This is a genomic window from Escherichia sp. HH26CH, assembly GCF_009820205.1.
Taxonomy (GTDB): Bacteria; Pseudomonadota; Gammaproteobacteria; order Enterobacterales; family Enterobacteriaceae; genus Escherichia; species Escherichia coli_F.
The window spans coordinates 41051-61253 of the sequence record NZ_VNXM01000073.1; the positions used below are offsets into that span (position 1 = coordinate 41051).

The window sequence follows — 20203 nt, forward strand, 5'->3', positions numbered from 1 at the left end:
TCTGTACCCAGGTTTTCCCCTCTTCCGCAGAGCGGCGAGCCAAATAACAAACGGGTAAAGCCAGGTTGATGTGCGAAGGCAAATTTAAGTTCCGGCAGTCTTACGCAATAAGGCGCTAAGGAGACCTTAAATGGCTGATACAAAAGCAAAACTCACCCTCAACGGGGACACAGCTGTTGAACTGGATGTGCTGAAAGGCACGCTGGGTCAAGATGTTATTGATATCCGTACTCTCGGTTCAAAAGGTGTGTTCACCTTTGACCCAGGCTTCACTTCAACCGCATCCTGCGAATCTAAAATTACTTTTATTGATGGTGATGAAGGTATTTTGCTGCACCGCGGTTTCCCGATCGATCAGCTGGCGACCGATTCTAACTACCTGGAAGTTTGTTACATCCTGCTGAATGGTGAAAAACCAACTCAGGAACAGTATGACGAATTTAAAACGACGGTGACCCGTCATACCATGATCCACGAGCAGATTACCCGTCTGTTCCATGCTTTCCGTCGCGACTCGCATCCAATGGCAGTCATGTGTGGTATTACCGGCGCGCTGGCGGCGTTCTATCACGACTCGCTGGATGTTAACAATCCTCGTCATCGTGAAATTGCCGCGTTCCGCCTGCTGTCAAAAATGCCGACCATGGCCGCGATGTGTTACAAGTATTCCATTGGTCAGCCATTCGTTTACCCGCGCAACGATCTCTCCTATGCCGGTAACTTCCTGAATATGATGTTCTCCACGCCGTGCGAACCGTATGAAGTTAATCCGATTCTGGAACGTGCTATGGACCGTATTCTGATCCTGCACGCTGACCATGAACAGAACGCCTCTACCTCCACCGTGCGTACCGCTGGCTCTTCGGGGGCGAACCCGTTTGCCTGTATCGCCGCAGGTATTGCTTCGTTGTGGGGACCAGCGCACGGTGGTGCTAACGAAGCGGCTCTGAAAATGCTGGAAGAAATCAGCTCCGTTAAACACATTCCGGAATTTGTTCGTCGTGCGAAAGATAAGAATGACTCTTTCCGCCTGATGGGCTTCGGTCACCGCGTGTACAAAAACTACGACCCGCGCGCCACCGTCATGCGTGAAACCTGCCACGAAGTCCTGAAAGAGCTGGGCACGAAGGATGACCTGCTGGAAGTGGCTATGGAGCTGGAAAACATCGCGCTGAACGACCCGTACTTTATCGAGAAGAAACTGTACCCGAACGTCGATTTCTACTCTGGTATCATCCTGAAAGCGATGGGTATTCCGTCTTCCATGTTCACCGTGATCTTCGCTATGGCACGTACAGTTGGCTGGATCGCCCACTGGAGCGAAATGCACAGTGACGGCATGAAGATTGCCCGTCCACGTCAGCTGTATACCGGCTATGAAAAACGCGATTTTAAAAGCGACATCAAACGTTAACTGCTGATTCCTAAGCTGTAAATTCTGTTAACCCGCCCTTAAAAGGCGGGTTAATTTTTATCTACCTGAATACAAAAAAATGTAAAAATAAAATTAATTAACCGGCTGACATTAATATTGCAAAATAATAGAATTGTTCATTTTATCGGCAAAATAATAAATTTTAATTAAGGTATCTACTTTTAGTTACATTTATAACCTCATGAAAATGAGGTATATCTATCTCATTCCCCCGATAACATTCATTAAATTATTAATTCATCACATCAATTAGTTAACCTTGCATTTAATATAATTAATAATATTTTTAAGTAAAACTAAAAACATTCGACAATCAAATAAGATATTCTGATATCGCTATACTTTTTCTATTTCTGTAAAGGACTCAGTTATGTTTAAAGGACAAAAAACATTGGCCGCATTGGCCGTATCTCTGTTATTCACTGCACCGGTTTATGCAGCTGATGAAGGTTCTGGTGAAATTCACTTTAAAGGTGAAGTTATAGAAGCACCATGTGAAATACATCATGATGATATTGATAAAGAAATTGAGCTAGGTCAGGTGACCACCAGCCACATTAATCAGTCTCATCACAGCGATGCGGTTGCTGTCGACCTGCGTTTAATCAACTGCGACCTGGAAAACTCTAATAACGGTTCCGGTGGCAAGATTTCTAAAGTCGCGGTCACCTTCGATAGCTCAGCGAAAACCACTGGCGCAGATCCGATACTCAACAATACCAGCACTGGCGAAGCCACCGGTGTCGGCGTGCGTTTAATGAATAAGGATCAAAGCAATATCATTTTAGGCACTGCTTCTCCGGATATCGACCTCGCACCAACGTCCAGTGAACAAACACTGAACTTCTTTGCCTGGATGGAACAAATTGATCAAGCGACACCAGTAACGGCAGGGGCTGTTACAGCGAATGCAACCTACGTACTGGATTATAAATAAGCGTTATTGGGCGGCATCACTGCCGCCTTTCTTAAAATATTTATCTGGTATGGACACCGTGAATATTTATCGACTCTCTTTTGTATCCTGCCTGGTCATGGCGATGCCTTCCGCCATGGCGGTTGAATTCAACCTGAATGTCCTCGACAAATCGATGCGTGAGCGCATTGATATTTCATTATTAAAGGAAAAAGGTGTCATTGCTCCCGGTGAATATTTTGTCAGCGTTGCGGTAAATAATAACCAAATCAGTAATGGGCAAAAAATTAACTGGCAAAAAAAGGGTGACACTACCATTCCGTGCATCAATGATTTATTGGTCGATAAATTTGGCTTAAAACCTGAAGTCCGTCAGTCGTTACCCCTGATTAATCAGTGCGTCGATTTTAGCTCCCGACCAGAAATGCTCTTCAATTTTGATCAGGCCAGTCAGCAACTGAATATCACCATCCCACAGGCCTGGCTGGCGTGGCACTCAGATAACTGGACTCCACCCTCCACATGGAAAGAAGGTGTCCCCGGTGTCCTAATGGATTACAACTTGTTTGCCAGCAGCTACCGCCCACAGGATGGCAGCAGCAGCACTAATCTTAACGCCTACGGAACAGCCGGAATTAACGCGGGGGCATGGCGCTTACGCAGTGACTATCAGTTGAATCAAAATGATGGCGATGATAACCATGAGCAGTCAGGCGAAATATCACGTACCTATCTTTTTCGCCCGCTACCGCAATTAGGTTCAAAATTAACCCTCGGCGAAACGGATTTTAGTTCCAATATTTTCGACGGTTTTTCTTATACCGGCGCGGCACTGGCGAGTGACGACCGGATGTTACCGTGGGAACTGCGCGGCTACGCTCCACAAATTAGCGGTATTGCACAAACCAATGCCACGGTGACGATCAGTCAATCAGGCCGCGTCATCTACCAGAAAAAAGTCCCGCCAGGCCCGTTTATCATTGATGATCTGAATCAGTCCGTCCAGGGGACGCTGGATGTCAAAGTGACGGAAGAAGATGGTCGGGTGAACAATTTCCAGGTTTCGGCAGCATCGACGCCTTTCCTTACGCGCCAGGGGCAGGTTCGCTATAAACTTGCTGCCGGTCAGCCGCGAACATCTATGTCTCATCAAACTGAAAATGAAACCTTTTTTAGCAATGAAGTTTCCTGGGGGATGCTGTCAAATACCTCGCTGTACGGCGGCCTGCTGATTTCGGGTGACGACTACCATTCTGCCGCAATGGGTATCGGGCAAAATATGCTCTGGCTTGGTGCATTGTCGTTTGATGTCACCTGGGCCAGTAGTCAGTTTGATACTCAGCAGGACGAGCGGGGCTTAAGTTACCGCTTTAATTACAGCAAACAAGTGGATGCCACTAACAGCACGATTTCGCTCGCCGCTTATCGCTTCTCAGATCGTCATTTTCACAGCTACGCCAACTATCTGGATCACAAATACAACGACAACGATGCGCAGGACGAAAAACAGACGATCAGCTTATCCGTGGGCCAACCAATTACCCCACTAAACCTCAACCTTTACGCCAACCTGCTGCATCAGACCTGGTGGAATGCAGACGCCTCCACGACTGCCAACATTACGGCAGGTTTTAATGTTGATATTGGTGACTGGAGAGATATCTCTATTTCGACGTCATTCAATACAACCCATTACGAAGATAAAGATCGCGACAACCAGATTTACCTGTCGATTTCGCTTCCCTTCGGTAACGGTGGTCGGGTCGGTTATGACATGCAAAACAGTAGCCACAGCACCACACACCGCATGTCGTGGAACGATACGCTGGATGAACGAAATAGCTGGGGGATGTCTGCTGGACTACAATCCGACCGTCCGGACAATGGAGCCCAGGTGAGCGGTAACTATCAGCACCTGAGTTCAGCGGGTGAGTGGGATCTTTCTGGTACTTATGCTGCCAATGACTACAGTTCTGTTAGCAGCAGCTGGAGTGGTTCTTTCACGGCGACGCAATATGGTGCAGCCTTCCATCGCCGCAGCTCCACCAATGAACCACGCCTGATGGTCAGCACCGATGGCGTGGCAGATATTCCGGTTCAGGGCAATCTCGACTACACCAACCATTTTGGCATTGCAGTGGTACCGCTGGTTTCCAGTTATCAACCTTCCACCGTGGCCGTGAACATGAACGACTTACCCGACGGCGTGACGGTGACAGAAAACGTCATCAAAGAAACGTGGATTGAAGGCGCAATAGGTTACAAATCACTGGCATCCCGTTCCGGTAAAGACATTAACGTCATCATTCGCAACGCCAGCGGTCAGTTCCCTCCCCTCGGTGCAGATATCCGTCAGGATGGCAGCAGCATTAGCGTGGGGATGGTTGGCGAGGAAGGACACGCCTGGTTAAGCGGAGTCGCTGAAAATCAAAAGTTTACCGTGGTCTGGGGTGATAGTCAGCGTTGCTCGATCCATCTTCCTGAACATATGGAAGACACCGCAAATCGCCTGATTTTACCTTGTCATTAATTAAGGAAATGAAAATGACATTTATGAAAGGACTGCCCCTTTTGTTGTTGGTTACCAGTCTGTGTAGCCACGCTGCACTACAACCCGACCGCACTCGCATTGTGTTTAACGCTAATGATAAAGCTACCAGTCTGCGAGTAGATAATCGTAGCGATAAACTCCCCTACCTCGCTTATTCCTGGCTCGAAAATGAAAAAGGGGAGAAAAGCGACGATCTTCTGGTCGCCCTGCCACCGATACAACGTCTGGAACCGAAAGCAACAACGCAGGTGCGGATAGTCAAGCAAGCCTCGACCTCGAAATTACCTGGCGATCGCGAAACGCTATTTTTCTACAATATGCGTGAAATTCCTCCCGCCCCGGAAAAAAACAGCGACCATGCCGTTCTGCAAGTCGCCATCCAGAGCCGTATCAAGGTGTTCTGGCGACCGTCTGCATTACGCAAGAAAACAGGAGAAAAGGTCGAACTGCAGTTACAGGTCAGCCAGCAGGGCAATCAGCTTAGCTTAAAAAACCCTACTGGCTATTATCTGACCATCGCGTATCTTGGGCGAAATGAGCAAAGCGTTCTCCCGGGCTTCAAAACTGTGATGATTGCGCCTTTTAGTACAGTAAGCACAACCACTGGAAATTATAGTGGCAGCCAGTTTTATCTCGGTTATATGGATGATTATGGCGCATTACGCATGACAACGCTCAACTGTAACGGGCAATGCCGTTTACAGGCGGTGGAGGCGAAGAAATGAGTGCTGGCGAGGGATTGTTGCTCATCATCTGTCTGTTATTTCTACCGTTAAAATCTGCGCTTGCCCTGAACTGTTACTTTGGTTCATCCGGTGGTTCGGTAGAAAAATCGGAATCTATTCAACCATTTGCTGTACCAGGGAATGCCAAACCCGGCGATAAGATCTGGGAGTCTGACGATATTAAAATTCCCGTCTATTGTGACAACAATACCAACGGCAACTTTGAGAGCGAGCATGTCTACGCCTGGGTTAACCCGTACCCGGGAATTCAGGATCGCTATTATCAACTCGGCGTAACTTACAATGGTGTTGATTATGATGCTAACCAGGGAAAAAGCCGCATCGACACTTACCAGTGCATCGACAGCAAAAACATTAATATTTATACCCCTGAGCAGATCATCGCGATGGGATGGCAGAACAAAATTTGCTCTGGTGATCCCAATAATATTCATATGTCGCGTACGTTTCTCGCTCGCATGCGGTTATACGTCAAGATACGAGAGATACCGCCGCATGATTATCAAAGCACGCTCAGCGATTACATTGTGGTGCAATTTGATGGCGAAGGAAGCGTTAATGAGGACCCTACCGCCCAAAACCTGAAATATCATATTACCGGTCTGGAAAACATTCGGGTATTGGATTGCAGCGTCAATTTTTCTATTACCCCAGCCAACCAGGTCATTGATTTTGGTAAATTTAATGTACTGGATATCCGGCGACACAACATGACAAAAACATTCGGTATTAAAACGACAAAATCACAAAACGATCAATGTACCGACGGATTCAAAGTCAGCTCTTCGTTTTATACCGAAGAAACATTGATTGAAGAGGATAAAGCACTGCTGATTGGTAATGGTCTGAAACTACGTTTGCTGGATGAAAATTCTTCACCCTATACTTTCAACAAATACAGCGAATATGCCGACTTCACCAGTGACATGCTGATCTACGAAAAAACCTATACGGCTGAACTTTCGTCTATTCCCGGCACTCCCATTGAGGCTGGCTCCTTCGATACCGTGGTGCTTTTTAAGATTAACTATAACTAATTTCCCATGATGCCCTTTGCAACCGAAAGGGCATCTCTTTCAGAAAATTGCTGATTTTCCCCTTTTCCTTGATTGCTGTTATTTTTTCCTGGCCCGGCTTTCTTTATGCTGTATCGATACACCAAAGAGAAAATAATGAGGAAGCGAAGGATGCCAGTTTTGCAGTGGGGAATGTTATGTGTGCTTTCACTTCTCCTTTCTATTGGCTTCCTCGCGGTACATCTTCCGGCGGCACTATTACTTGGGCCGATGCTCGCCGGAATCATCTTTAGTATGCGCGGAATTACTCTGCAACTTCCCCGATCCGCTTTTCTCGCCGCCCAAGCCATTCTTGGCTGCATGATTGCGCAAAACCTCACTGGTTCGATTCTCACCACGCTAGCCGTTAACTGGCCGATTGTGCTAGCCATTTTACTCGTGACGCTGCTTTCCAGTGCCATCGTGGGCTGGTTACTGGTGCGCTATAGCTCACTGCCTGGAAATACCGGTGCCTGGGGTTCTTCTCCTGGCGGCGCGGCGGCAATGGTCGCTATGGCGCAAGATTACGGCGCAGATATTCGCCTGGTGGCATTTATGCAATATCTGCGAGTGCTGTTCGTCGCGGGGGCCGCTGTTCTGGTCACCCGCATGATGCTGGGCGATAACGCTGAAGCGGTTAACCAGCAGATCGTCTGGTTCCCGCCAGTGAGCATTAATCTCCTGCTTACGATTTTGCTCGCGGTCGTTGCCGGTACTGCGGGATGCTTGCTACGTCTTCCTTCCGGCACGATGCTCATCCCGATGCTGGCGGGTGCAGTGCTCCAGTCTGGTCAGCTCATCACCATCGAACTACCAGAATGGCTGCTGGCGATGGCGTATATGGCAATTGGCTGGCGGATTGGTCTTGGTTTCGATAAGCAAATCTTACTGCGGGCATTGCGCCCGCTACCGCAAATCTTGCTGTCGATTTTTGCTCTGCTGGCTATTTGTGCAGGTATGGCGTGGGGACTGACCCGGTTTATGCATATTGATTTTATGACTGCCTACCTCGCCACCAGTCCCGGCGGGCTTGATACCGTGGCGGTCATCGCCGCAGGGAGCAATGCCGATATGGCGCTTATTATGGCGATGCAAACCCTACGCCTGTTCAGTATTTTGCTGACGGGGCCAGCCATTGCGCGGTTTATTTCAACCTATGCGCCGAAGCGGTCGGCCTAGTGCTGGCAGCCTGGACACCAGTAAAACGGGCGTGAGGACAACGTGGTTTTCTCAATGATGCTGCCACAACGTTCGCACGGTTCGCCATCACGATGAAAAACCTTAAAGCGAAACAGCGCCCCATGATGTTTATTCTCATCCACCTGCCCCCGCGTAGCGTAAGATAGCCGAGGAATATCCAGTAACGCGTGCGCGAGTGCATCCAGTTGTGCCGCGTTGAGATCTTTCGCTTTATGATTTCCGGTCAACCCCACCTGCCAAAGGATCTCCACCCGCAAATAATTGCCAAGCCCAGCCAGAAATGCCTGATCGAGCAGTAATCCAGCAAACTGACGGTTACGAAAGCGCGGCGACAATAACCGTTCTTTCACCATTTCCGGCGTCAGATTCGGGTCGAGTACATCGGGTCCAACACGCTGTAAAAACGGATGTGTGGTCAGTTGTTCCGGGGTCAACATCTCAATATCCGAGGCGCTATAAAGCAGAATGGTTTTGTCGACAGTTTGCAGTTTTACCCGCAATACTCGCGTGGTCTGCGGCTCTTCGCCGGTATCAACCACGCGCCAGACACCGTAAAGCTGATTATGGCTATAGAGCGTTAAGCCGTCGGAAAAATGGGTCAGCAACGCTTTGCCGCGTGTTTCCACATGGGTAATGTGTTGACCGATAAGTTGTGATTGATAAGGTTTTAACTGCGGGAAGGCAAACCAGACATCAGTTAGAGGTTTGCCTTTGATCGCCGCCTCCAGGTTATCCGCTGCACGGCGGATCTCTGGGCCTTCAGGCATGGTGATATCCTTTTTTCATTCTTTATTAAGCGGGGTTATGCTGCGACAACAATCCCCTTTTCGGCAAATGTAGAGCGTAGTCGGCGGGCGAACGCCAGTGCGTGTTCTCCATCGCCATGCAGGCAGACCGTTTGCGCCGTGACCGTTGCCCATTCGCCGTTGATACTTTTGACTCTGCCGTGTTGCACCATCTCCAACGTTTGCGCCAGCGCCTGTTCTTCGTTTTCAATCAACGCGCCTGGCTGGCTTCGCGGCACCAGCGAGCCGTCAGCCTGATAACTGCGATCGGCAAACACTTCCTCGCGCGTTGTCAGGCCATATTGCTTGCCTGCACGAATCAGCTCGCTTCCCGCCAGCCCAACGAGAATCAACGCCGGATCGCAAGCGTAAACTGCTCTGGCAATGGCGTCTGCCAGTTGTGCCTCTTTCGCCGCCTGGTTATACAACATGCCGTGCGGTTTGACATGACGCATTACGCCGCCTTGAGCACGGGCAATCGTTGCCAGCGCGCCAATTTGATACAGCGTCTGGGCGTAAACGGTTTCTGGCGGCAGCTGCATGGCGCTGCGACCAAAATGTTCCCTGTCCGGAAAGCTCGGGTGAGCGCCAATGGCGACACCATTTTGTATGGCGTCACGCACGCAAGCCTGCATGGTTTGTGCATCGCCTGCATGAAATCCACAGGCAATATTGGCTGAGGAAACCAGCGTTAATAGCTCTGCGTCGCTGGCGCAGCCTTCGCCCAGATCGGCGTTCAGGTCAATTTTCATTGTGCAGCCGCCACGCTAATTGTTCGAAATAACGTTGCTGATCTTGCCGTGCTTTCAGTGCCTCTTCCAGTGAACACTGGACAAAATGAATCGGCTGACCGAGCGGAATTTGCGCCAGATGGTACATATCAGCCTCAATGATACAGGCAATACGCGGATAACCACCGGTGGTCTGTGCGTCGTTCATCAATACAATCGGCTGGCCGTTATGCGGCACCTGCACCACGCCCGGCAACAAACCGTGAGATAACAGTTCGCGATCGGTGGTGCGTTTTAAAATTTGCCCCTGTAAGCGATAGCCCATACGGTTACTTTGCGGACTAAGCTGCCACGGCGAACGCCAGAATGCATCCTGCGAGGCGCGATCGAACTCATGATATTCCGGCCCCGGCAAGGCGCGAATGCGGTTGCCCCACAGCAGCTGTTTAACGCCCTGCGCTTCCATAAAATCACGCTTCGCTTTGCCAATCGGGAGTCGGTCACCATCCTTCAGTAAACGGCCTTCCAGCCCACCAATCCCCACTTTGAGATCGGTACTGCATGACCCCATTACCGGCGGAACATCAATACCACCCGCGACCGCCAGATAACTGCGCATCCCGTGCTGCGGGCGTTTAAGCGTTAAACGCTGGCCTGCTTTCATCGGCAATCGCCAGCCGGTCCAGACGGCATTATCATCCAGCCGCGCTTCGCAACCTGCCCCCGTCAGGGCAAACCAACCATCAGTTTCGAACTCTACCGTTAACTGACCGAGCGTTATCTCCAGCGCGGGGGCATTGGCGTCATTACCCACCAGCAGGTTAGCAATGCGTAACGCAGGCATATCCAGTGCGCCGCAGTGGCTGATACCCGACTGGCGAAAACCGTGACGACCGCCATCCTGCACAGTGGTATACATGCCCGCACGAATAATCTTCAGCATACTCCCTCCTTCTGCGGTACAAAGCGCACGCTGTCTCCCGGACGTAATAAGATGGGTTCGTCACGCGCCGGATCAAACAGGCTGAGTGAGGTATGACCAATCAACTGCCAGCCGCCCGGCGTTGCCAGCGGATAAACACCGGTCTGCGGCCCGCCGATCCCGACAGAACCTGCCGGAACGAGCAAGCGCGGTTCAGCGCGCCGTGGCGTGTGTAGTTGTTCCGGCAAACTCCCGAGATACGGGAAGCCCGGTTGAAAACCTAAAAACCAGACCACGTATTCCACAGAGGAGTGTAATTCAACAACCTGTTTTTCGCTCAATCCACAATGCGCCGCGACCACCGCCAAATCCGGTCCGCCTGCGCCACCGTAAACCACCGGAATTTCAATAAAACGAGACTCCGGCTCCAGCGCCTCACTCTCCTCCCACCAGCGTTGCAAACGCTCTATGGCATCCAGCGCCAGCGACTCAGGATTACGTAAAATCACCGTGATATTGTTCATGCCGGGAATGGCTTCAACCACATTCGGCATATCCACCAGACGCTGCGCCAGTCGCCAGATCCGTTTCTGGCTAGCCAGCGTCACCGGCGGTTCCAGCTCCAGCACTACCGCCGTTTCACCTATCAGATAACAACGCGCTCGTTGCACTTTCGATCCCTCTGATTATTCGTTATGCAGGATTAGGAATATCAATAAAGGTCACATCAAGATCGGTATTTTCATTCAGCCACTCGCTCAATGCGCGAATACCACCGCGTTCAGTGGCATGGTGACCCGCAGCATAAAAATGCAATCCCTGCTCGCGGGCTGAATGAATGGTCTGTTCAGAAACTTCGCCAGTAATAAAAGCATCCACGCCAAAACGCGCGGCGCTATCGATAAAACTCTGTCCGCCGCCCGTGCACCAGGCGACGCGCTGAACCACCTCAGGTCCGGTATCGCCACACCATAACGGCTTACGTCCCAGACGCGCTTCAATCCAGGAGGCTAGTTCCAGTCCCGGCACAGGCATAGTCAGTTCGCCCCACGGCACTAACGGCTCAATTTCACCCAAGACCGTAATCCCAAGTAACGCCGCCAGCTGTGCGTTATTGCCCAGCTCCGGATGTGCGTCAAGCGGCAAATGCCAGCCATACAGGTTGATATCATTCGCCAACAATGTTTTTAAGCGGTTACGCTTCATACCGCGAATTACTGGCGATTCCCCTTTCCAGAAATAACCATGATGCACAATGACCGCATCCGCGCCCAGACGCACCGCTTCATCGAGCAAAGCCTGGCTGGCGGTGACACCGGTAACAATTTTTTGCACCGTCTCTTTGCCTTCAACCTGCAAACCATTCGGCGCGTAATCACTTATGGCCGCGCTGTTCAGTTTCTCGTTAATCAGTTGTTCCAGTTCGGTGTTTTTCATCTTCGCGCCTTCCGTATTCTGATAGCTATACCGTTAACATAGCGTTACCTCGCCTGTTCGTCGATAGCCAATCTTTTGACATATTAAGAAACAAACCCGACGCCAAAAGACGCAAATTGTTTATATCATCACGCTTCAGCTAATGTATATTTATGCAATCAGACAGCATATTGCACAAATAATCAGATCTGTATCAAAGTTTTAACTTTAAGGAAACACAAGCACGCCGCGCAACTATTACGTGACGTTGCAGTTAATTGTGGAATTATTATGAATAAACACGCATCACAGCCGCGCGCTATTTACTATGTCGTTGCGCTGCAAATCTGGGAATATTTTAGCTTTTACGGCATGCGTGCCCTGCTGATTCTCTATCTCACTAATCAACTAAAATACAACGATACTCACGCCTACGCGTTATTTAGCGCCTACTGTTCGCTGGTGTATGTCACGCCAATCCTCGGTGGCTTTTTGGCGGATAAAGTTCTCGGCAACCGTATGGCGGTGATGCTGGGGGCGTTGTTGATGGCGATCGGGCATGTGGTGCTGGGTGCCAGTGAGATCCATCCGTCATTCCTCTATCTGTCCCTGGCGATTATCGTTTGTGGCTATGGTCTGTTTAAATCCAACGTCAGTTGCCTGCTCGGCGAGCTGTATGACCCCACCGATCCGCGTCGTGATGGCGGTTTCTCGCTGATGTATGCGGCGGGTAACGTGGGGTCTATTATCGCACCTATCGCCTGTGGCTACGCCCAGGAAGAGTACAGTTGGGCGATGGGCTTTGGCCTGGCGGCGGTTGGCATGATCGCGGGTCTGGTTATCTTCTTATGTGGCAATCGTCATTTTGCTCATACCCGTGGCGTTAACAAAGACGTACTGCGTGCGACAAACTTTCTCCTGCCTAACTGGGGATGGCTGCTGGTTCTGCTGGTGGCAACGCCTGCGCTGATTACCGTACTGTTCTGGAAAGAGTGGTCGGTATACGCCTTGATTGTCGCGACTATCATTGGCCTTGGCGTTCTGGCAAAAATTTATCGCAAAGCAGAAAACCAGAAACAGCGTAAGGAGCTGGGGCTGATTGTGACGCTCACCTTCTTCAGCATGTTGTTCTGGGCCTTCGCACAACAGGGGGGTAGCTCGATTAGCCTTTATATCGACCGCTTTGTTAACCGCGATATGTTTGGTTATACGGTTCCGACCGCGATGTTCCAGTCGATTAATGCCTTCGCAGTTATGCTGTGCGGTGTGTTCCTGGCGTGGGTAGTTAAAGAGAGCATCGCAGGTAATCGTACCGTGCGCATCTGGGGAAAATTTGCTCTTGGTCTCGGCCTGATGAGCGCCGGATTCTGCATTCTGACCTTAAGCGCCCGCTGGTCCGCTATGTATGGTCACTCTTCTCTGCCACTGATGGTGTTAGGCCTGGCGGTGATGGGATTTGCGGAACTGTTTATCGACCCGGTTGCTATGTCGCAGATTACGCGCATTGAAATCCCCGGCGTGACCGGCGTATTAACCGGTATTTATATGCTGCTTTCCGGCGCGATTGCGAACTATCTGGCGGGCGTGATTGCCGATCAGACATCGCAAGCTTCGTTTGATGCTTCCGGAGCGATCAACTACTCCATCAATGCATATATTGAAGTGTTTGATCAAATCACCTGGGGTGCACTGGCGTGTGTAGGACTGGTACTGATGATTTGGCTGTATCAGGCGCTTAAGTTCAGAAACCGCGCGCTGGCGCTGGAGTCTTAACAGGCCAGCACCGATGCCTGATAAAACGCTTAATGCGTCTTATCAGGCCTGGATGTCCCTGCAATATATTGAATTTGCACTATTTGCCAGGCCGGAGAAGGCGTTCACGCAGTATCCGGCATCCGGGCAAGATTGCCTGACGCGTCTGTTATTTCCCCTTCCTCGCCGCCTCATACGCTGCCAACGTTCGTACTCTCGCTTCTTTGTGATCGACTATCGGTTGCGGATAATCCAGCGTCACACCTGATTTATCTGCCCACTTCCACGGTTCATGCACCGCTTTCCCTGGTACATCGCGCAACTCTGGTAGCCACCGGCGGATAAACTCACCTTCGTGGTCAAATTTCTCGCCCTGAGTTGTCGGATTGAAAATACGGAAATACGGTGCAGCATCGGTTCCAGTAGAAGCCGCCCACTGCCAGCCACCGTTATTGGCTGCCAAATCACCATCAATCAGCTGCGACATGAAATACCGCTCGCCTTCGCGCCAGTCGATCAACAAATCTTTCACCAAAAAGCTTGCTGTAATCATCCGTAGCCGGTTATGCATCCAGCCAGTGTTGTTAAGCTGACGCATGGCGGCATCGACAATCGGGTATCCGGTTTTACCTTCCTGCCAGGCCTTTAAATAAGTGGGATTGCTTTGCCACTGTACACGATCCGTCCAGGCAATAAATGGACGATGTTTACACAACGAAGGGTAATACGTCATCAGATGACGGTAGAACTCGCGCCAGATCAGCTCATTAAGCCAGACACTACCGGCCCCACCGTCCAGCGCCTGCGGCTGTTCCGCCAACAGGCGATGCAAACACTGGCGAGGCGATAACCCGCCCGTTGCCAGACTGGCGGACAAACGGCTGGTGCCTTCCACTGCAGGAAAATCTCGTTGTTGCTCATACTCTCCGGCACCGTTCTGGCAAAAATAGCGTAATTGCGCAATCGCTGCTTTTTCTTCCACCGGGAAATGCGCGGTATCGAAAGGCTGACGAGGGTAATTCAGCGTAATAGATGGCGCGGGATCTATCGATCCGCTACTCCGAACTTTTGGCGCAGCGACGCACTCCGGCATCCCTTCTCGCAGCCGTTTCAACCAGGCGTTTTTAAATGGCGTAAAGACTTTGTACATCTCATGATTGCCAGTCATCACCGCCCCCGGCGGCAGGATCACGCTGTCATCAAATCCTTCACACACCACGTTACGCAGCGTTCTCTCAACCTGCACATCCCGCGCCCGCTCATTCACCTCATACTGATAGTTATAAAACAGATGGGTAACACGATTTTCCGCGCACACCTGTTCAACTATTTCGACGCTGGCGGCAAAGTCATCCACTTCATGAAACAGCAAAGGAATGCCTTTTTCCGCCAGCGCTATTCGTAGCCCATTCAGTTGAGCATTGATAAGTTCAGCCTGACGCGGCGACATGTTATGCGCCGCCCACTGGCGTGGTGTAGCGATATACAACGCCAGCACGCGTGCAGACGAATTGCGGCAGGCGGCAGCCAGCGCGAGATTATCATGCAGACGTAAATCCTGGCGAAACCAGACTAGATGGGTAGTCATAAAACTCCTGCATGGCGCAAGTTAATCACACGCGGCCAAAGTTCGAAATAACGCTGCTCTGAAAGCCAGGCGTCAGGATAAAGCGCCATATAGTGTTTGATACGCATCAGCGGCGCAAGAAGCGGTTGCTCGCTACGGCGATAACTGTCGATAAGCGCCGCCAGTTGTAGACGTGCTGCGGAGTCAAGGTGTGGGCGAAAATAACCCTGAACGTGCATCAAAACGTTTGTATGATCGCGCCGATTGGCGGGGTGAGAAAGCAAAACAATGACGCGTTGGCGGTACTGGTTGTAATAATCATCCAGATTTTGCCACTGGTGAATATCTGCCACAAACGGGCCAAGTTTGCGGTATTCCGGCTGGGAATGGGCCAGAAAGACGAGTTTATAGCGGCTGTGATAATCGAGAAGCGCCCCGCGCGTTAAGCCTCGCTCTTTAAGACGGTGTAACTCATGCAAAGCAAAAATGCGGATAAGGGTGCTGTCATCAAAAAGTTGTTGATTCATTACTACTCCTGGGCGGTTTACAGGAGTAAGTGTAGACGGCGGTACTGAAAAAACGAAACGAATAAATGATAACAGTAAAAAATTCAATTATTCATAATAAATTTCATGGTGGCAAGAAATAGTTTTTTTTCTTCATCGCTCATGGCAGCAACGTTTAACATGTTGTCATCAAAATTATTGATGATATTTTTTAATTTCAGTAACTGCAAAGGAGAAAAATAGTCACTCCCGATGAGATTACTCAATACCAGCAATAGCTCCCCATCATATAAATAGCCCACCATAAGATTAATCTCTATCATCTCAATTGCTTTTTGTACAGCAAGCGCCGGTAAGATATTCTGACGAAGCATTTTGGCAATATCATTTTCATCCAGTTCATCGGGTGTTTTATCTAATAAAGAATTATACCAGTTTATTAAACCACTTTTGAAAGCGAACGAATCATATTGCAGGTGATAAATCTGTTTTAGGGTTTCTTTATTTTTCAATTTATAGTGCCTTTGTTTGCTATAATTTTTCTGAAATAACATCAGCGAGTTTGCTCAGGTGCAGGGATGACCGAAATTGTCATGTATTTTTTCAGTCTGGCTTCTCGTTTCACACCTTTCGGATCTGAACCAAAAGGAAGCGTCAAGCATGGTGAGTCAACGGTTTGGATTGTCCAGAGAGAATCACCAATGAATCTGAAATTGATGCTATCCGCTGTAACGGATAATCCCTCAAAACTTCCCGTCGCATACTCATTACCCAAACGTACGGTCTCTTTAACTCCATCGTTAACATCGATAAGGACAATTGTCAGTGATTCCTCAAAAATAACGTCATCCGTCAGAAAAAGGATATAACGCTGGTCATTAACCTGAATTGCCGCTTCCAGTATTTGCCCTGGTACAATAATACCTGTGTTATTGCCATTGAGCACAACGTCAGACTGAGCCTGAGATAAATCAGTCGCTTTGTGAACCTTGACCAACGATATCGAATTAACCTGTTGCATAATCAATTCCACAAGCGCCCCATTTCCCATGCGGCAAGTGCACCGCCGACAAAGCCGCCAATAAGTACGCAAACAGGTGCACCTGGACCACACATCAATCCGGTCAACGCACCGCCTGCGACAGCACCGGCAATAATATTCATCCGGGTACGACTGCCAGTGGTTTTAACAGATTTGCGCTCACCGTTACGTATCCTGCCACCACTCAGGTTGCAGACGCGGCAGTCACAGCCTTGACGGTGTTGAAACTAAAGTTCAGGTGATAGTCTGATGTTCATAGTTTGAGCATTATCCCCTGACAGAATCAAATCAAGCAGTGTCAATGATCACGTGTATATATCATTTAAAGCATTATCAAGCCAATCTTCCATGTTTTTAATTTTAGCCCGCGCATATAAATCATTCATAACATCCTCATAACTCTGTCCATCATTGACCATACAATTAGCTGTATGAGGCAGAACATGTATAAAATCAGACAATATAAAACAAGCCTTTGAATTTCCAGAGTTAGCTGCAATTCTGATATCAATCAATCCTCTGGCAATCAATTTAAGAATAACATCTTGCATTTTAATTTCCATATCATCCAGTTAAATTTCAGTAGTAAATCGTCTATCAAAAAAAGATGAAATTAACATTCATAAATTTATTACAATATGAAAATCAAAAATATACATCATCAGCTTCTACCGAAAACTCCATGGCTCCTAAGGCACCTAAATCAATACTAAATATAGTATCACTTTCCTTAGCACTCCCAACATAGATAAAATAGCCTAAATCTCCGTCTTGACCTATCAAAAAATAGTCAGGTTCCACTTGTTGAATATCATATGTTTCATTTCTTTCAATAAGATCAGAATAGTTATATAAATATAATGTTTCGTGCTTCTTATTAGTTATTTCATAGGTCTCACTATCTTTAATTTCTTCTATCAAAAAACGTTTATACACTGGAGGAAACTTGATTGACATGTCAAATTCAATTTTATTTATATATTCTATAATTTTATTCATGTTAAGAATACCTGAAAGATTATTTATTGATTATCTTGATGAATATATCTTCACTTTTTATTTTCATTTACTCATCGCGGAAATACACATTGCCTTGTAGACAAGCGCTAATAATACGTTATGAACCTGACTTCCGCCAGACAATCAATCTATGAATTCATTACGCCGTAGTGTTTTAGAAAGACACTTTCTGACCAGATGGTGAACCATATACTACATCGCGCATTATAAAAAAACCGCCAGCGTTTCCACTAGCGGTTTTCAATGTTTTCAAAACTCAGCTATCAGTAAAAATCACCGGTTGCCTTTTCGGCCTGATCCATCCACACCGGTTTATCGCTGGTTTTCGACCAGACGCGGTGCAGGTAGCTGTAAAAGCGGGCGCGGTCTTTCCAGAAAAGCATGAAAGGCAGCGCCAGAACGCCCGCTGCAACCGCATAAGTACGGCGTAAAAAGATAAGCCATGCAGGATATTCTCTGTAAAGTTCCATACTTTTCTCCCCCTTTTGTATCTACCCGGTGAATGGCACCGGAAAAATGAATTCGTTTATCTGATGAAAATAGTACCGCCTTTTGTGTAATTTTACTACTCATCCGACCACTTATTTTTGCTTATTGATGGTTTATTTACATTCATCGTGTAATTAAGTTACATGAAAGTTAAATTAATACTAACCATTAGTTAAATCATGGCTTTTGCCATTTTTATACTTTTTTTACACCCCGCCCGCGGATTTTTGCGAAATCTTTGCAGCCAGAATTCTACCCTTCCGGTATCACTTTTAGGCCACTGGAGGTGCACTGTGAGTGCAGGCGTGATAGCCGGCGTATTGCTGGTGTTTTTATTACTGGGTTATCTGGTTTATGCCCTGATCAATGCGGAGGCGTTCTGATGGCTGCGCAAGGGTTCTTACTGATTGCCACGTTTTTACTGGTATTAATGGTACTGGCGCGTCCTTTAGGCAGCGGGCTGGCGTGGCTGATTAATGATATTCCTCTTCCTGGTACGACGGGCGTTGAGCGCGTACTCTTTCGTGTACTCGGCGTGTCTGACCGTGAGATGAACTGGAAGCAGTATCTCTGTGCCATTCTCGGCCTGAACATGCTGGGGCTGGCAGTGCTGTTTTTTATGTTGCTCGGTCAGCACTATCTGCCGCTTAACCCGCAGCAACTGCCGGGGCTGTCGTGGGATCTGGCGCTGAATACTGCCGTCAGCTTTGTCACTAATACCAACTGGCAATCTTACAGCGGTGAAACCACATTAAGCTATTTCAGCCAGATGGTGGGCTTAACGGTACAAAACTTTCTTTCTGCCGCCAGCGGGATTGCGGTGATTTTTGCCCTCATTCGTGCATTTACCCGCCAGAGCATGAGCACACTCGGCAATGCCTGGGTCGATCTGCTACGCATCACGTTATGGGTGTTAGCCCCGGTGGCGTTGTTGATCGCGCTGTTTTTTATTCAACAAGGTGCGTTGCAAAACTTTCTTCCCTATCAGTCGGTTACGACTGTTGAAGGGGCGCAACAGCTGTTACCAATGGGTCCGGTGGCTTCTCAGGAAGCGATCAAGATGCTCGGCACTAATGGCGGCGGTTTCTTTAATGCCAACTCATCGCATCCGTTTGAAAACCCGACCGCACTGACCAACTTCGTACAAATGCTGGCGATCTTCGTGATCCCAACGGCACTGTGCTTTGCCTTTGGCGAAGTGGCGGGCGATCGCCGTCAGGGGCGCATGTTGCTGTGGGCGATGTCGGTGATTTTTGTCATCTGCGTAGGCGTGGTGATGTGGGCAGAAGTTCAGGGTAATCCGCATCTGCTGGCGCTCGGCGCGGACAGCAGCATCAATATGGAAGGTAAAGAAAGCCGTTTCGGTGTGCTGGTCAGTAGCCTGTTTGCAGTCGTGACAACGGCGGCTTCCTGTGGCGCGGTGATTGCGATGCATGATTCGTTTACCGCTCTCGGTGGCATGGTGCCGATGTGGCTGATGCAAATTGGTGAAGTGGTATTCGGCGGTGTCGGTTCTGGTCTTTACGGCATGATGCTGTTTGTTCTGCTGGCGGTGTTTATTGCCGGGCTGATGATTGGTCGTACACCGGAATATCTGGGTAAAAAAATCGACGTACGTGAGATGAAACTGACTGCACTGGCGATTCTGGTCACCCCGACGCTGGTGCTGATGGGCGCGGCGCTGGCAATGATGACCGACGCCGGACGTAGCGCCATGCTCAACCCTGGCCCGCATGGTTTTAGCGAAGTGATGTACGCCGTGTCATCCGCCGCTAACAACAACGGCAGCGCCTTTGCCGGATTAAGCGCCAACTCTGCGTTCTGGAACTGTTTACTGGCGTTCTGCATGTTTGTCGGTCGCTTCGGGGTGATTATTCCGGTAATGGCGATTGCCGGTTCGCTGGTGAGTAAAAAGAGCCAACCCGCCAGCTCCGGCACGCTGCCAACGCACGGCCCGCTGTTTGTAGGCCTGTTAATCGGCACCGTGTTGCTGGTTGGCGCACTGACCTTTATCCCTGCCCTGGCGCTTGGTCCGGTGGCGGAATATCTCTCCTGATGATATTGAGTGAG

Annotated in this window: 21 protein-coding genes and 1 pseudogene; 9 read left to right on the top strand and 13 right to left on the bottom strand. The window is 49.1% G+C overall.

Annotated features, from left to right (window positions below; all coding sequences use genetic code 11):
• Positions 1-130: 130 nt before the first annotated feature.
• The 6 genes from gltA to FQ015_RS23515 all read left to right on the top strand — a co-directional run bounded on the left by gltA (position 131) and on the right by FQ015_RS23515 (position 7882).
• Positions 131-1414, top strand: a complete 1284-nt coding sequence (gltA, locus tag FQ015_RS23490; RefSeq protein WP_000785834.1) for a citrate synthase — start codon at positions 131-133, stop codon at positions 1412-1414.
• Positions 1415-1805: 391 nt separating this feature from the next.
• Positions 1806-2372, top strand: coding sequence for a fimbrial protein (locus FQ015_RS23495; RefSeq protein WP_000472411.1), 567 nt, complete (start codon positions 1806-1808; stop codon positions 2370-2372).
• A gap of 49 nt (positions 2373-2421) precedes the next feature.
• Positions 2422-4881, top strand: coding sequence for a fimbria/pilus outer membrane usher protein (locus tag FQ015_RS23500; RefSeq protein WP_160524564.1), 2460 nt, complete (start codon positions 2422-2424; stop codon positions 4879-4881).
• A gap of 14 nt (positions 4882-4895) precedes the next feature.
• Positions 4896-5627 (top strand): fimbrial biogenesis chaperone, encoded by a 732-nt coding sequence (locus FQ015_RS23505; protein ID WP_105267507.1) that lies wholly within the window; start codon positions 4896-4898, stop codon positions 5625-5627.
• Positions 5624-6685 carry a fimbrial protein gene (locus FQ015_RS23510; protein ID WP_160524565.1) on the top strand — a complete coding sequence of 354 codons (1062 nt, stop codon included), beginning with the start codon at positions 5624-5626 and terminating at the stop codon, positions 6683-6685. The genes FQ015_RS23505 and FQ015_RS23510 overlap by 4 nt, the downstream gene beginning before the upstream one ends.
• Before the next feature lie 150 nt (positions 6686-6835).
• The gene (locus FQ015_RS23515; RefSeq protein ID WP_160524566.1) at positions 6836-7882 is read left to right on the top strand and encodes an AbrB family transcriptional regulator; all 1047 of its coding nucleotides are present in this window, start codon (positions 6836-6838) and stop codon (positions 7880-7882) included.
• On the opposite strand, the gene nei is transcribed toward FQ015_RS23515, so the two are convergent.
• The 5 genes from nei to ybgI are packed head-to-tail and all read right to left on the bottom strand — an operon-like array spanning position 7879 to position 11778.
• Positions 7879-8670: an endonuclease VIII gene (gene nei / locus FQ015_RS23520; RefSeq protein ID WP_160524567.1), complete on the bottom strand. Its 792-nt coding sequence runs from the start codon at positions 8668-8670 to the stop codon at positions 7879-7881. The two genes, FQ015_RS23515 and nei, sit on opposite strands and share 4 nt — an antisense overlap.
• Positions 8671-8705: 35 nt before the next feature.
• Entirely contained in the window at positions 8706-9440 is a 735-nt protein-coding gene (gene pxpA, locus FQ015_RS23525) for a 5-oxoprolinase subunit PxpA (protein ID WP_160524568.1), read from the bottom strand.
• A complete protein-coding gene (pxpC, locus tag FQ015_RS23530; protein ID WP_044188501.1) occupies positions 9430-10362 on the bottom strand; it encodes a 5-oxoprolinase subunit PxpC in 933 nt (310 codons plus the stop codon). Before pxpC ends, pxpA begins: the two co-directional genes overlap by 11 nt.
• Positions 10356-11012: a 5-oxoprolinase subunit PxpB gene (pxpB, locus tag FQ015_RS23535; protein ID WP_001188343.1), complete on the bottom strand. Its 657-nt coding sequence runs from the start codon at positions 11010-11012 to the stop codon at positions 10356-10358. The genes pxpC and pxpB overlap by 7 nt, the downstream gene beginning before the upstream one ends.
• 22 nt (positions 11013-11034) lie before the next feature.
• A complete protein-coding gene (gene ybgI / locus FQ015_RS23540) occupies positions 11035-11778 on the bottom strand; it encodes a radiation resistance protein YbgI (protein ID WP_000798864.1) in 744 nt (247 codons plus the stop codon).
• Positions 11779-12048: 270 nt separating this feature from the next.
• Here ybgI and dtpD point away from each other — a divergent pair, with 270 nt between their 5' ends.
• Positions 12049-13530, top strand: a complete 1482-nt coding sequence (gene dtpD / locus FQ015_RS23545; protein ID WP_160524569.1) for a dipeptide permease DtpD — start codon at positions 12049-12051, stop codon at positions 13528-13530.
• 148 nt (positions 13531-13678) lie between these two features.
• Here dtpD and phrB read toward each other — a convergent pair whose 3' ends face one another.
• From phrB to FQ015_RS23580, 8 genes and pseudogenes are all read right to left on the bottom strand, one after another.
• Complete coding sequence (gene phrB, locus FQ015_RS23550) at positions 13679-15097, bottom strand: deoxyribodipyrimidine photo-lyase (protein WP_039021226.1); 1419 nt, start codon at positions 15095-15097, stop codon at positions 13679-13681.
• Positions 15094-15603, bottom strand: a complete 510-nt coding sequence (locus FQ015_RS23555; RefSeq protein ID WP_160524570.1) for a YbgA family protein — start codon at positions 15601-15603, stop codon at positions 15094-15096. Before FQ015_RS23555 ends, phrB begins: the two co-directional genes overlap by 4 nt.
• Positions 15604-15686: 83 nt before the next feature.
• A complete protein-coding gene (locus FQ015_RS23560) occupies positions 15687-16094 on the bottom strand; it encodes a contact-dependent growth inhibition system immunity protein (RefSeq protein WP_039021242.1) in 408 nt (135 codons plus the stop codon).
• A gap of 41 nt (positions 16095-16135) precedes the next feature.
• Positions 16136-16603 carry a hypothetical protein gene (locus tag FQ015_RS23565; protein ID WP_001188052.1) on the bottom strand — a complete coding sequence of 156 codons (468 nt, stop codon included), beginning with the start codon at positions 16601-16603 and terminating at the stop codon, positions 16136-16138.
• Between the two features lie 89 nt (positions 16604-16692).
• Positions 16693-16812 (bottom strand): annotated as a pseudogene (locus FQ015_RS24585) (IS630 family transposase); the annotation flags it as partial.
• A 117-nt stretch (positions 16813-16929) separates the two neighbouring features.
• Positions 16930-17187 (bottom strand): hypothetical protein, encoded by a 258-nt coding sequence (locus tag FQ015_RS23570; RefSeq protein WP_002431428.1) that lies wholly within the window; start codon positions 17185-17187, stop codon positions 16930-16932.
• An 82-nt stretch (positions 17188-17269) separates the two neighbouring features.
• Positions 17270-17623 (bottom strand): hypothetical protein, encoded by a 354-nt coding sequence (locus FQ015_RS23575; RefSeq protein WP_001033417.1) that lies wholly within the window; start codon positions 17621-17623, stop codon positions 17270-17272.
• 284 nt (positions 17624-17907) lie between these two features.
• Positions 17908-18114, bottom strand: a complete 207-nt coding sequence (locus tag FQ015_RS23580) for a YbfA family protein (protein ID WP_000424924.1) — start codon at positions 18112-18114, stop codon at positions 17908-17910.
• Between the two features lie 312 nt (positions 18115-18426).
• On the opposite strand from FQ015_RS23580, the gene kdpF reads away from it, so the two are divergent.
• On the top strand, positions 18427-18516 hold the full coding sequence (kdpF, locus tag FQ015_RS23585) for a K(+)-transporting ATPase subunit F (RefSeq protein WP_001365534.1): 90 nt from the start codon (positions 18427-18429) through the stop codon (positions 18514-18516).
• Positions 18516-20189 (top strand): potassium-transporting ATPase subunit KdpA, encoded by a 1674-nt coding sequence (kdpA, locus tag FQ015_RS23590; RefSeq protein WP_039021224.1) that lies wholly within the window; start codon positions 18516-18518, stop codon positions 20187-20189. The genes kdpF and kdpA overlap by 1 nt, the downstream gene beginning before the upstream one ends.
• Positions 20190-20203 lie beyond the last annotated feature (14 nt).